Annotated in this window: 10 protein-coding genes; all 10 read right to left on the reverse strand. The window is 31.9% G+C overall.

Translation table 11 applies throughout. The features are described from left to right. Nucleotides 1-4 precede the first annotated feature (4 nt). Nucleotides 5-304 (reverse strand): 30S ribosomal protein S16, encoded by a 300-nt coding sequence (gene rpsP, locus HGPG_RS02520; protein WP_019124483.1) that lies wholly within the window; start codon nt 302-304, stop codon nt 5-7. 49 nt (nt 305-353) lie between these two features. Beyond that, entirely contained in the window at nt 354-1,691 is a 1,338-nt protein-coding gene (gene ffh, locus HGPG_RS02525; protein ID WP_019124484.1) for a signal recognition particle protein, read from the reverse strand. 11 nt (nt 1,692-1,702) lie between these two features. After that, nucleotides 1,703-2,056, reverse strand: coding sequence for a YlxM family DNA-binding protein (gene ylxM / locus HGPG_RS02530; RefSeq protein WP_019124485.1), 354 nt, complete (start codon nt 2,054-2,056; stop codon nt 1,703-1,705). Nucleotides 2,057-2,293: 237 nt separating this feature from the next. Next, nucleotides 2,294-3,775, reverse strand: a complete 1,482-nt coding sequence (gene ftsY, locus HGPG_RS02535) for a signal recognition particle-docking protein FtsY (protein ID WP_019124486.1) — start codon at nt 3,773-3,775, stop codon at nt 2,294-2,296. Nucleotides 3,776-3,784: 9 nt separating this feature from the next. Beyond that, nucleotides 3,785-7,303 (reverse strand): chromosome segregation protein SMC, encoded by a 3,519-nt coding sequence (gene smc, locus HGPG_RS02540; protein WP_019124487.1) that lies wholly within the window; start codon nt 7,301-7,303, stop codon nt 3,785-3,787. Nucleotides 7,304-7,307: 4 nt separating this feature from the next. Continuing rightward, entirely contained in the window at nt 7,308-8,357 is a 1,050-nt protein-coding gene (locus HGPG_RS02545) for an elongator complex protein 3 (protein ID WP_036731393.1), read from the reverse strand. Next, complete coding sequence (gene rnc / locus HGPG_RS02550) at nt 8,350-9,042, reverse strand: ribonuclease III (RefSeq protein WP_245543877.1); 693 nt, start codon at nt 9,040-9,042, stop codon at nt 8,350-8,352. Before rnc ends, HGPG_RS02545 begins: the two co-directional genes overlap by 8 nt. A gap of 10 nt (nt 9,043-9,052) precedes the next feature. Continuing rightward, the gene (acpP, locus tag HGPG_RS02555) at nt 9,053-9,280 is read right to left on the reverse strand and encodes an acyl carrier protein (protein ID WP_019124490.1); all 228 of its coding nucleotides are present in this window, start codon (nt 9,278-9,280) and stop codon (nt 9,053-9,055) included. Then, nucleotides 9,277-10,263, reverse strand: a complete 987-nt coding sequence (gene plsX / locus HGPG_RS02560; RefSeq protein WP_019124491.1) for a phosphate acyltransferase PlsX — start codon at nt 10,261-10,263, stop codon at nt 9,277-9,279. The genes acpP and plsX overlap by 4 nt, the downstream gene beginning before the upstream one ends. 188 nt (nt 10,264-10,451) lie before the next feature. Then, nucleotides 10,452-13,985, reverse strand: a complete 3,534-nt coding sequence (gene nifJ / locus HGPG_RS02565; RefSeq protein WP_019124492.1) for a pyruvate:ferredoxin (flavodoxin) oxidoreductase — start codon at nt 13,983-13,985, stop codon at nt 10,452-10,454. Nucleotides 13,986-14,096 lie beyond the last annotated feature (111 nt).

The raw sequence follows: 14,096 nt of genomic DNA on the forward strand, positions 1-14,096 counted from the left end.
ACTGTTATTCAGTAGCTTCTGATTCACTTGCTTCTGCTGTATCCTTTGAGTCTTTTCCAGTGTTATATACTGAATTTTCTCTGAAAAGTCTGTCAACTGTATCAGTAGGTTTTGCACCGTTCTTAATCCAATTGTTAGCTTTTTCTGAATCTACAACAACTTCCTTAGGAGCTGTAAGTGGGTTATAATAACCAATCTCCTCGATGAATTTTCCATCTCTAGGACTTCTAGAGTCTGCTACAACTATTCTATAAAAGGGTTTTTTCTTTGTACCCATTCTTCTAAGTCTAATTTTAACTGCCAAATTATTCACCTCCACAAAAAAATTTATATATTAAAATATATAAGCTAGGTTAAAAGGAAAAAGGTAATTTAAATTTTCTCTTTCCCATATTTTTGGACATGTTTCCAAATTGTTTCATCATCTTTCTCATGTCCTTAAACTGTTTTATAAGTTTATTTACATCTGCTGGACTAGTTCCAGAACCCTGTGCAATTCTCTTCCTTCTGGAAGAATCTATAATTTCAGGCTTTTGTCTTTCCTTTTTTGTCATGGAAAGAATCATTGCCTCAACTTTAGCAAATTCATTATCAGGTAAGCTAATACCCTTTAGGGCTTTGCTATTCATGCCAGGAATCATTCCAATAATATCTTCTAGGGGACCCATGTTTTTCATTTGTTGCATTTGGTCCAAGAAATCTTCGAAAGTAAAAGTTGACTTTCTAAGTTTCTCTTCAAGTTCCCTTGCCTTTTTATCATCAACAGCTGACTGTGCTTTTTCAATTAAGGAGAGCACATCCCCCATGCCAAGAATTCTTGAAGCCATTCTGTCTGGGTGGAAGACTTCAATATTATCCATCTTTTCACCGCTGGCAATAAATTTTATAGGAACATCAGTAACTGATCTAATAGATAGAGCAGCACCACCCCTTGCATCGCCATCAAGTTTAGTAAGTATTACACCTGTTAGCTTTAACATATCGTCAAAGGTATCGGCAACATTTACTGCATCTTGACCAGTCATTGCATCAAGGACAAGAAGAACTTCAGAAGGTTCAAGTGCCTCATGTATATCTTGAAGCTCCTTCATAAGTTTTTCATCAATGTGAAGTCTACCAGCTGTATCTATGATTACTACATCATTTCCATTTTTCTTAGCATGCTCAAGAGCAGCCTTAGAAATATCTACTGGGGAAATTTTATCTCCCATGGTGAAAACTGGAGTGTCAACAGACTTACCAACAACTTGAAGTTGTTTTATGGCTGCTGGTCTATAAACATCACAAGCAACTAAAAGAGGTCTCTTTCCATCTTTTTTTAATTTATTAGCAAGTTTACCACTTGTAGTAGTTTTACCTGCACCTTGAAGACCACACATCATTATAACCGTAGGTTTTTTTGAGAAGTCAATTTTGACTTCGCTAGTTCCCATTAAATTTGTGAGTTCTTCGTTGACAATTTTAATAACTTGTTGGCCTGGAGTAAGAGATTCTAAAACTTCTTTTCCCAAGGCTCTTTCTTTAACTGTTTTTACAAATTCTTTAACTACTTTAAAGTTAACATCAGCCTCAAGAAGTGCAAGTTTTACTTCACGCATAGCTGCGTCAATATCTTTTTCGGATAATTTACCTTTGCCTGTCAATTTTTGCAAAGTATTTTGCAATTTATCGGATAAACTTTCGAATACCAAAAATCCACCTCCTAGTCAAAAAGTATTTTTCTAAGTTCTTTAATTTTCAAAGTATCTTGATTTAAAGATTCTTTTTCCATACCTTCTAAAATAGTTTCAATTTTTTTTCTTTTTATTTCTCTACTTTCTTCTTCTTTTTTAGCATTTTTTATTAGTTCAAGTTTTTTTTCAAAGTCTTCTAAATTATTTTCTGCCCTTTTTAAGTTATCAAAGACTGCTTGCTTTGAGATGTTAAGTTCAGATGAAATCTCATTTATTGTGCAGTCATAGACATAATACATATAGGCAGCCTTCTTTTGCTTTTCAGTTAGAAGATTTCCATAAAAATCAAGTAAGCTGTTCATCCTAAAAAATTTTTCATTCATTTTTATCACCATTTTTCTAGCGAGGTCAACCTTTTTACTTGACCTTTATTATTGTAGCTAATACTTCCCAATAAGTCAACAAATTTTTTAAATTTTTTTATATTTTTTTGAATTTTTAAAAGTATCTTTTTTAAAAATTAATTATAAATAATAATATTAATCTTCAGTTAATTTTAATTGAGCAAAAAAATCAAATAAAAAAGTAGGATCTCTCCTACTTTAAAAGTTTATAAAATTTTATCCAAAAATTGTCTCTAAGAAAGTGTCAATATTAAAATCTTGAAGGTCGTCTATTCCTTCACCTACCCCAATTAGTTTAATTGGTATTCCAAGTTCAGATTGAAGGGCAATTACAACGCCGCCCTTTGCAGTTCCGTCAAGTTTTGTAAGGGCAATTGCAGAAATATCCGTAACTTCTTTAAAAGTTTTTGCTTGATTAATTGCATTTTGTCCAGTAGTTGAGTCAAGAACCAATAAATTTTCGCGATTAGCTTCAGGATATTTTTTGCTTATAATTCTATTTATTTTTTCAAGTTCCTTCATAAGATTTGACTTGTTGTGAAGTCTTCCTGCAGTGTCGACTATTAATACATCAGTATTTCTTGCCTTAGCTGCTTCTATGGCATCGAAAACAACTGCGGCAGGGTCAGATCCCTCGTCGTGACTAATTACATCAACATTTGCTCTAATTCCCCATTCCTTTAGTTGGTCAATGGCAGCAGCTCTAAAAGTATCTGCCGCACAAACTAAAACTGATTTGTTTTCATTTTTAAATCTTTGTGAAAGTTTACCAATAGTTGTAGTTTTTCCTACGCCATTTACTCCAACTACCAAAATAATTACTGGTGGGTCTGAATTAATTTTTGTGTTTAGTTCTGGGTTCATTAATTTTTTTGCTTCTTTTAATAGCAGAGGTTTAACTTCTTTAGGGTCATTAACTTTTTCTCTAATTATTGTTTCACGCAAATTGTCAATTAGTTTCATTGTAGTTTCCATTCCCACATCTGCAGAAACTAAAATATCTTCAAGGTCTTCTAACATCTCATCGTCAATTTTTACATAGGCGCCAAGAACAGTGTTAATTTTTATGCCCACTTCTTTTCTTGTTTTGTCGAGACCATCCATTAATCTTTGGAAAAGTGAAGCTTTTTTTGGTTCTTCTGTTACTTCTTCAACTTCTTCTTCGAGATTTTCGCCATTTTCCTCTAAATCATTTTCTTCTTTATCTTCTATCCTATTATCTAGTGCGTCTTCAATTACTTCCTTATCTTGAAATTTTTCATTAGTGTCTTCTATTTTTTCAGACGCTTCTAAATCTTCTTCTGATAAATTTCCTTCTTCTGAAACTTCTTCTAGCTTTTCATGGATTTCTTCTAAGTCTTTATCTTCTTTTTTTATTTCCTCTAAGTTGTCTTCAGTAAATTGATCTTCTTTGAATTCTTCCTTGCTGTTCTCTATTTCTTCTGTTTTCTTTTCTATTGCCTTTTCAATTACTTCCTTATCTTGAAATTTTTCATTTGTGTCTTCTATTTTTTCAGAAGCTTCTAAATCTTCTTCTGACAGATTTCCTTCTTCTGAAACTTCTTCTAACTTTTCATGAATTTCTTCAAGGTTTTCTTCTTGATTATCCTCAGAGGAGATTTCATCCTTTACTTCTTGAAGTTCTTCCTTAACTTCATCTTCTTTTTTCTTAAATTTATCTTTAAACCATTCAAACATTTTTTTCTCCTAATCCTTTAATTTTACAGAATATAACTTACTAATTCCCTTCTCTTCCATTGTAACACCATACATAGTCTTTGCAAGCTCCATTGTAAGTTTTCTGTGAGTAATTATTATAAACTGAATTCCCTCTAAAGTAAGAAGGTAGTCAGCATATCTTTTAATATTTGCATCATCAAGGGCTGCATCGATTTCGTCTAAGATACAAAAAGAAGCAGGCCTATATTTTAAGAGGGCAAACAAAAGTGCCACAGCAGTTAGTGATTTTTCTCCACCTGATAAAAGTGAAAGAGCTTGAAGTCTCTTGCCAGGAGGAGAAGCCTTAATCTCTATACCGGAATTTAGCAAATCTCCTTCAATGCTTATTTCTGCGCGACCACCATTAAACAAAGTCTTAAAAATTTCTGCAAAATTCTCTGAGATTTCATCCATGGCTTCTTTGAATATTTTTTTCATCTCAAGGTCTAACTTATTTAAAATTGACTTAATTTCTTCCTTTGACTTGATTAAGTCGTCTCTTTGTGAGCTGTAGAAGTCAAGTCTTTCCTTTACTAGTTTATATTCTTCAATAGAAGAAATATTTACTTCTCCATAATCTCTTACCTTTTTCTTCAACCTTTTAATTGAACTTTCCTTGATGTCTTGAAGATTTTCGTCGATGTATTTGTGAAAATCTCCGATGTTGTACTCATCATTTAGCCTAACACTTTCATTTAATATTTTATTTTTGTTCATATCAATTTTTAAATTGATTTTTTCTCTTTCTGAATTTATTATAAGTGATTTTTCCTTTAATTCACTTAACTTATCTTTGCTACTTAAGAAAACTTTATTTTTTTCTTCCAAAAGACTTTTTAGATCATTAATGGAAATTTTTAAATTTTCAATAGATAAGTTTAGGTCTTCTAATTTAATCTTATTTTCATCATTAAAACTTGTTTTATTATTAATGTTAAGACTAGTGTCCTCTAATGAAATTTTATTAACCTTCAATTTTTCTTCAATACTTTGAATTTCATTTTTTATTCTTTCACTTTCTCTATTGTTATATAGAAGTTTTTCACGATTTTCTCTCTCTAATAGCTGAATATCAATTCTTTCACTTTTTAAAGCCTCTATTGACTTTGATAATTCAGATAATTTTTCTCCGCTATCCACTTCTTTAAGTAGATCTTCTAAAAGTTTATTTTTATTTTCAATTTCCAAAGTATTTTTTTCTAAATTTGAAGAGTCAACTTTGATGTTTTCTTCTAATTCATCTCTTTCTCTTTCATATTTATTTAAGTAATTTGTATTTAAATCTCTGTCATTTTTATTTTTGTAAATATTTTTTTCAATATCAGAAATTTTCATTTTGTAAGAGTTTTGTCTTTCAGAAAAATCTCTTGAAAAATTTTCTAAATCAAAAATTTCTTTTTCTATTTTACTTTTATCCTGGCTAAGGTTTTTTATCTCAGCATTGGTTTCCTTAGCTTTAATTTGAAGTTCATTTATTTCATTTTTACGCAAAATAAAACTGCTGTTGAAATTATTTAAACTTCCGCCAGTTATGGCTCCTGAAGGATTAAATACCTCGCCCTTTAGAGTTACAACTTTTAATTTGTGCTTTTTTGATATGCGACTTGCATTTTTAAAATTATCGGCAACAATAACTCTTCCAAGTAAATTGTAAAAAATTCCAGAAAAAACTTCGTCAAATTTAATTAAATCGCAGGCTATTCCAATTACCCCATCTTCAGAATTTATTTTTACCTTACTGCCATTAACTCTATCAAGGGGCAAAAAGGTCGCTCTGCCCATTTTATGGTCTTCAAGAATTTTTAGCATGTCTGAAGTTTCTTTAGTTGAAGACACAATTATATTTTGAGCCATGGAACCGAGAGCTACTGAAATTGCCCTTTCATATTTTTTTTCTACAGAAAACTTTTCTGCTACAGGTCCAAATAAGGACTCTTTAAAGACATTATTCTTTGAAGAAAAATTCATAAAAGACTTTACAGTTCTGTTGTAGCCTTCATAATTTGACTCCATATTTTCAAGTATTTTTAATTTAGCTAAGCTTTCATTTAAAGAATTTTTCTTTGAAATCAACTTATTTTCAATATTTTTATTGTTTTCATCTAGGTTTTTTAGCTTTTCCTCAGTCTTTTGAAAGTCTAATTCCTCTTTTTTAAGTAAGTCATTTAATTTCTCTATTTCCTTTGAATCTTTATCAATAATTTTTACAAATTCAGCTTCATTATTTTTCAGATTTTCAATGCTTTTCTCTAAACTGAGCTTTCTATTATTTTTTTCTTCAATTATGTCCTTTAAGGTTTCGTTTTTAAAATTAATATTTTCTATTTCATTTTTTATTTTATTTTTATTTTCAAAATTTAAATTGCCAATTTCTTCTAATTTTTTAAATTCTTCTTCAAAATTCTCAATAATTCTATTTTTTTCTTCTAATTTTTTTAGAATTTCATCTTTTGATTCCTTAAGAATTTCCTGATCCTTGTAAAGATCTTCTAAGTTTTTATTATTTAAAAGCAGGCTTTCTTTAAGAGAAGAATTTTCAAACTCAATTCTCTCAGAATCTTTTTTTAATGAATTTATCTTTTCGCTTTGAAGAGTAAGTTCTAAATTTATTTTGTCATATTCATCTTTTTGGCGATTTAAATTTTCATTGGCTTCATTGTTTTTATCAGAAATATTAGAAATTTCACCTTCTAATACTTCCAATTCCTTATATAAATTATTGCGCTCTAAAGTAATTTTATCAGAATCTATTTTTAAATTTTCTGAAGTCTCTTCTAGTTTTTTTATTTCTTCTTCTTTATTTTTTATATCTTTACAAGAAAAATTAATGTCATTAATTTTTAAAACTTCAAAATCCTTTAGGTAGGCTTCAGCTTTTTCAGCTTGAGCCTTGAGATTTTCTTCTTGAAGGACTATTTCTGATAAAATGTCTTCGATTCTAACTAAATTTTCTTCTGTCTTTAAAAGTTTATTAGTAGATTGAACTTTTTTGTACTTATATTTTGAAATCCCTGCAGCCTCTTCAAATATATTTCTCCTGTCTTCTGGCTTTGAACTTAGAACAGATTCAATTTTTCCTTGACCAATTACAGAATAACCATCTTTTCCAATACCAGTGTCCATAAAAAGTTCTTTGATGTCCTTGAGCCTGCACTTTTTATTGTTAATCAAGAATTCACTTTCAAGAGACCTATACATCCTTCTAGTGACAGAAACTTCGTTATAAGGAAGGTTAAGAGATTTGTCGCTATTGTCAAAGACAATAGTAACTTCAGCAAGTCCTAGTGGTCTTTTGGCATCAGTTCCAGAAAAAATTACATCTTCCATCTTATTTCCACGAAGATTTTTAACTGAAGTTTCTCCCAGCACCCAGGTAATGGCATCAGTAATATTGCTCTTACCACTACCATTTGGTCCCACTATTGCCGTAGTAGTCTCGTCTAATTCAATTTTTGTTCTATTTGCAAAGGATTTAAATCCCTGCATAGTAACTGATTTTAAAAACATCTACTCACCCATAATAATCTCTTATATCAATAAGCTCACTAAATTTAGCTTGAATTTCAACATCAAAACTTCCTAAATCTTTCTCTCTCAATTTGATTTTTGAGATATCCAGTTCTTTTATAATTTCATCTTTATTTTTCGATTTTTGCCCACTAATATTTGAAATATTTTTTCCACTGGCAAAAATTAATATCTCATTGCTTATATTTTTTGACTTTATAAAATAATTTAAAAGACCTCTCTTAAAATAATAAGCCTCAACTAACTGCCTATAGGCAGGATGAAAGGCTCCTGCAATTACATCTTTATCATAGTTTATATTTTCCGTTGGTTGAAGTCCAACTCTTATTACATTTATGTCATTTTTATAATAAATATCTAGTATGTCTGCAACAAATTTTATAGAAGAATCTAAGTCTAAGGCCTTGTACTTTCCATCTATCAAGTTTTTATAAAGAGCCGTCTCTTTAATTACAAGAGTTGGATAAATCCTCACGCAATCTGGTTTTAGTTTTACAAATTCCCTTGCTGTGTAAATAGACTTGTCAATATTATCTCCTGGTAGTCCAACCATTTGTTGTAGTCCCAGTGAAAATCCATAATCCTTAATTAATTTCGATGCACTATAAACACAAGCTGCATCATGACCTCTATTGGAAAGACTTAAAACCTCTTCATCAAGGCTTTGAACTCCCAGTTCAATTATGTCAACGCCATATTTTTTCAAATTTTTTAATATTTCATGGTCAATGGCATCTGGTCTTGTGGAAAGTCTAATGTATTTAACTAAGCCTTTTCCTTTATATCTATGTGCAACTTCTAAAAATTCACTTTGCTTATCTATGGGTATGGCTGTGAAACTTCCGCCATAAAAGGCAACTTCAATGTTGTCCTTTCTTTTAAAATAAGAAAGATATTCCAAAATAGTATTTTCCACATCACTATTTGAAATATCTGTAGACATTCCCGTAATTTTTCTTTGGTTACAAAAAACACAATCGTTGGGACAGCCATAGTGAGGGATGAAAATTGGTATGATATTTCTCTTAGACAATTTTCCCTCTCCTTTTAAAGGCATCCTTGGCAGCCTCTTGTTGAGACTCCTTTTTTGTTTTTCCCTTTCCACTTCCAACTAAAACTTCATCTAAATACAATTCAGTAAAGAAAGTTTTATCGTTGTCTGGACCTTCTTCTCTGACTAATTTATACTCAGCTTTTTTGCCAGATTTTTGCACCTTTTCTTGAAATTTAGTTTTGAAATCAATATTAAATAACTTATAGCTATCTTTTTCTAAAAAATCTTGAAATAAATCCAAAATAATTTTTTTGACATTTTCGAAGTTTGAATCTAAATAAATTGCTCCAAATAAAGCTTCAAGAGCATCAGCGGAAGTGGACTCTCTATTTTTTCCACCACTTTTTATTTCTCCCTTACCAAATTTTAAATATTCTCCAAGCATTAACTTTTTGGAAATAAAAAACAAAACTTTCTCATTTACAGATTCAGCTCTCATCTTAGTTAGGGATCCTTCCTTGTCTTCTGGAAAATTTATATAAAAATATTCTCCAATTACAAGACCAAGAATTGCATCGCCTAGATATTCTAGCCTTTCGTTACTCTCAAAGCTCTTCATGTCATTTTCATTGATAAAAGAACTGTGAGTTAAAGCTTTTTCTAAAAGATCTCTATTTTTAAAATTATAATTTAATTTTTTTTCAAGATGTTTTAGATTATCCATAGACATGAAATCACTGTTCCAATTCTTCTACATAGTCAATAACATCGCCAACAGTTTTTAATTTTTCTAGATCTTCTTCAGAAACTTCAGTCTCAAATTCTTCTTCAATAGTCATAACTAGTTCAACAAGTTCAATTGAATCAGCGTTTAAGTCATCTTGAAAGCTCATATCTTCATCAAGTTCACTTACATCCATGTTAAATTGTTCTGCAATAATTTCTAGAATTCTTTCTTTCATTTACCTTCCACCTTATCTTTAATTTTTTTAACTACATTAGATTCTACTATACTTATAGCATATTTTGCAGCATTTTTTATTGCTCTCTCATCAGAATTTCCATGAGCCTTTATAATATTCCCGTCGATGCCCAAAAGTATTGTGCCGCCAACTTCCTTTGAATCTAAATTTTTAAATTTAGTCATTAAAAACTTACTAAATAGAGCTTTGCTTTCATCATCAAGATCAGACTTTTCGAGGCTGTGAAACACATTTTTTACGGCAAAATCAACTACACCTTCAATTGACTTTAGTAAAATATTTCCATCAAAGCCATCACAGACAAGAAGGTCAACATCGTTATTCATAATATCTCTTGCTTCAATATTTCCAACAAAATTTATATTGCTATCTTTAAGGGCCTTATAGGTTTCTTTATATAAAGAGTTTCCCTTGCCTTCTTCACTACCTACATTTAATAGACCAACCTTTGGCGAATCAATTTTATAATATTCTTTAAGAAAAACTTCTCCAAGAGTTGCGAACTCTAGTAGGAGTTCTGGGTTTGTGTCCATATTAGCACCAGAGTCAATTACCATAGTGTTTGATTTCATGCCAGGAATAGTTGTAGGTAGAACTGCTCTTTTTATTCCCTTAATTCTTCCAACTATAAATAAGCCACCTGCTAAAAGCGCTCCCGTACTTCCTGCAGAAATTAAGGCGTCGCCTTTCTTTTCTTTTAATAAAGTCATAGCAATGACAATTGAAGAATCCTTTTTGCGTCTAAGTGCAAATGCAGGGTCTTCATTATTCTCAATATTTTCCTTTGCATCAACTATTTCAACTTTGTCTTTATTGTAATCTAGTTCTTGTAGATTTTCTTTTATAAAATCTTCTCTTCCAACTAGAATAATTTCTGTATCAAATTCATTAGAGGCTTCGATTGCACCCTTAATAATTTCGGATTTATTATCTCCACCATTTATATCAAAAATTAATTTCATTTTGACCTCCAGTAATAATTTTAATATTATATCAAAAGATTAAAAAAATCAATGATTAAGGCGTAAGTCTAATATCAACTTATAAAAAGTTTAACACATATAAAATAAAATTTATACAAAAACTCGCCCAAGTTTCCTTGAGCGAGTCCAAATAATTATAAAATTTATATTAAGTTAAATTAGTTATATTATTCTTCTTCAGAAAGACTTACATAACTTGCATATCTTTCCTTAGCATTTTCTTCTGCAACTTCGTAAAGTTTTTCAGCTCTTTCAGGGAATAACTTCTTAAGTGAAGTGTATCTAACTTCTCCATCTAGGAAGTCTCTGAAAGGTTTTGTAGGTTCTTTAGAATCTAAGATGAATGGATTCTTTCCTTCAGCCTTAAGTTCAGGGTTGAATCTGTATAGGTGCCAGTAGCCAGATTCTACAGCTTTCTTTTCTTCTTCAATTGAGAAGCCCATACCTACTCTAATACCGTGGTTGATACATGGTGCGTAAGCAATAACTAGTGATGGTCCATCATAAGCTTCTGCTTCTTTAATAGCCTTAAATGCTTGATTCTTGTCAGCACCTAGAGCAATTTGTGCAACATATACATAACCATAAGTTGTAGCCATTAGACCTAAGTCTTTCTTCTTAGTTAACTTACCAGCTGCTGCGAATTGTGCAATTGCTGCTGTTGGTGTTGACTTAGAAGCTTGACCACCTGTATTAGAATATACTTCAGTATCAAGAACAAGAACATTAATGTTTTCACCAGATGCAAGAACATGGTCAAGTCCACCATATCCGATGTCGTATGCCCAACCGTCTCCACCGATGATCCATTGACTCTTCTTGATTAAGAATCTTTCAAGACCCTTTAGAGTATCAATAATTTCATCTGCTTTTTCGTTGCCGAATTTTTTGTCAAGAACTTTAAGAACTTTTGCACTTGCAGCCTTAGATGTCTTGTAGTCATCCTTGCCTTCAATCCAAGCCTTAAATGCTTCATTAGCATCCTTATCTACATTAAGTTCTACAAATTCTTTCATTAGATTTTCAATTCTATTTCTAGTTTGTTCTTGAGATACTGCCATACCATAACCGTATTCAGCATTATCTTCGAATAGTGAGTTAGCCCATGATGGTCCATTGCCACAGTCATCTGTGCAATATGGCATAGATGGTGCAGAGCCGCCCCAGATTGATGAACAACCAGTTGCGTTAGCAATACTCATTCTATCTCCAAATAATTGTGTAACAAGTTTTACATATGGAGTTTCTCCACAACCTGCACAAGCTCCAGAGAATTCAAGATATGGAGTTTGGAATTGAGAGTTCTTGAAGTTGTTTGGTTCAATATTTTCTTCTTTAGATTTAATGTGTTCAGAAGCATATTCCCAGTTAGCAGCTTGTACATCAATTTCATTTTCGAATGGTGACATTACAAGAGCTTTTTGTTTAGCAGGACATACTTGAGCACAGTTTCCACAACCAGTACAATCTAGTGGTGAAATTTGAATTCTATATTCGTAATCTTCAAGTCCCTTGCCGTTAGCTTTTTTAGTTTCAAATCCTTCAGGTGCATTTGCCTTTTCGTCTTTGTCAACTAAGAAAGGTCTGATAACAGCGTGAGGACATACTAATGAACATTGGTTACATTGGATACAGTTTTCAATCTTCCAGTGAGGAACATTTACAGCTATACCTCTCTTTTCGTAACGGCTTGTTCCAGATGGGAATGTTCCATCAGGCATATCAACGAAAGTAGAAACTGGAAGGTCGTTACCTTCTTGTCTATTCATTGGAATTAGGATGTTGTTGATAAAGTCAGGTGCTCCACTAATCTTGAAGTCCTTAGTAGTATCAGCATTTTTCCAAGATTCTTTTACTTCAACTTTTTTAAGAGCGCCAATTCCTTGATCTACAGCTGCGTAGTTCATTTTTACAATGTCGTCACCCTTAGCGCCGTAATCTTTAACAATAGCTTCTTTTAGAAGTTTAACAGCTTCGTCAATTGGAAGTACTTGAGAAAGGTTAAAGAATGCAGCTTGCATTACCATGTTAGTTCTTCCGCCAAGTCCAACTTCAGCAGCTATTTTTGTTGCGTTAATTGTGTAGAATTCAATTTCATTGTCTGCAATATATTTCTTCATATAACCTGGAAGATGTTCGTCAAGGTCGTCTTCGTCCCAAATAGTATTTAGTAAGAACTTTCCGCCTTTTTTAAGTCCTCTCAATAGGTCATAAGAATATACATAAGATTGTTTTGAACAAGAAATAAAATCAGTTTCAGTTAATAGATAAGTTGAAGTGATTCTGTTTTTTCCAAATCTCAAGTGAGACATTGTAACTCCACCAGATTTTTTGGAGTCATAGTCAAAGTATCCTTGAGCATACATATCAGTGTTATCACCAATAATCTTAATTGCTGATTTATTTGCACCAACTGTACCGTCAGATCCAAATCCCCAGAATTTACATCTAATTGTTCCTTCAGGTTCTGTAGTGATTTCTTCTTTAATTGGAAGTGATTTATGAGTTACATCATCAACAATGCCAATTGTGAAGTCATTTTTAGGTTCAGCTTCTTTAAGATTGTCATATACAGAAAGAATGTCTGTTGGGTTAGTGTCTTTAGAGCCTAGTCCATAAATACCACCAACTATAAGTGGTCTTTTGTCTGATTCGTAGAAGGCATCTCTTACATCTAAGTAAAGAGGTTGTCCTACTGCTCCCTTTTCCTTAGTTCTATCAAGAACTGCAATTCTTTCTACAGTTTCAGGAATTGCGTCCATTAAGTGCTTAATAGAGAAAGGTCTGTATAGGTGAACTTTAACAAGTCCTGTCTTTTCTCCCTTAGCATTTAGATAATCTACAACTTCTTCGATTGTTTCTGTTACAGATCCCATAGCTACAATAATATCAGTTGCATCTTTAGCTCCATAATAGTTAAATAAGTTGTATTCTCTTCCAGTTAATTTAGAAATTTCTTTCATGTAATCTTCAGTAATACCAACGATATCTGTGTAGTATTTATTTGAAGCTTCAATTTCTTGGAAGTAAATATCAGGGTTTTGAGCAGTACCTCTAACTTGTGGTCCATTTGGATTTAAAGCTCTTTCTTTAAAGGCTTTAATTGCATCATGATCAACAAGTTTTGCTAGGTCGTCATAATTAAGTACTTCAATTTTTTGAACTTCGTGGGATGTTCTAAATCCATCAAAGAAGTGAACAAAAGGAACTCTACCTTTAATTGCAGATAAGTGAGCTACACCAGCTAAGTCCATTGCTTCTTGAACAGATCCAGATGCAAGAAGTGCAAATCCTGAAGCTCTAGATGCCATAACGTCTTGGTGATCACCAAAGATTGATAGTGCATGAGATGCTAGTGCTCTAGCTGCAACATGGAATACTCCTGGAAGTAATTCTCCTGCTATCTTATACATGTTAGGTAGCATAAGTAATAAACCTTGAGATGCTGTGTAAGTTGATGTAAGTGAACCAGCTTGTAGTGCACCGTGAACAGCTCCAGCAGCTCCTCCTTCTGATTGTAACTCCTTAACCAATACTTCTTGTCCGAAAATGTTTTTTCTTCCGTGAGAAGCCCAAGCATCAATGTGCTCAGCCATTGGAGATGATGGAGTTATTGGGTAAATACAAGCAACATCAGAGAACGCATAAGCGACATGAGCGGCTGCTTCATTACCATCCATTGTTTTAAATGTTTTAGCCATATTTTCCTCCTATTAATAATATAAACTAACCATACTGTTTATATTATAGAACTTAATTTAAAAAATTTCAATAATATTGTTAATAAATGACTTTAAATATTTGAAAATGGC

Source organism: Peptoniphilus grossensis ph5 (assembly GCF_000311825.1).
In the GTDB taxonomy this organism is placed as follows: domain Bacteria; phylum Bacillota; class Clostridia; order Tissierellales; family Peptoniphilaceae; genus Peptoniphilus_A; species Peptoniphilus_A hominis.

Coding starts and splice junctions, on each gene's coding strand:
- ylxM (WP_019124485.1), bottom strand. CDS start 2,056: ATGAATGAAAAATTTTTTAGGATGAACAGCTTACTTGATTTTTATGGA.
- ftsY (WP_019124486.1), bottom strand. CDS start 3,775: ATGTTTGAATGGTTTAAAGATAAATTTAAGAAAAAAGAAGATGAAGTT.
- smc (WP_019124487.1), bottom strand. CDS start 7,303: ATGTTTTTAAAATCAGTTACTATGCAGGGATTTAAATCCTTTGCAAAT.
- rnc (WP_245543877.1), bottom strand. CDS start 9,042: ATGGATAATCTAAAACATCTTGAAAAAAAATTAAATTATAATTTTAAA.
- acpP (WP_019124490.1), bottom strand. CDS start 9,280: ATGAAAGAAAGAATTCTAGAAATTATTGCAGAACAATTTAACATGGAT.
- plsX (WP_019124491.1), bottom strand. CDS start 10,263: ATGAAATTAATTTTTGATATAAATGGTGGAGATAATAAATCCGAAATT.
- nifJ (WP_019124492.1), bottom strand. CDS start 13,985: ATGGCTAAAACATTTAAAACAATGGATGGTAATGAAGCAGCCGCTCAT.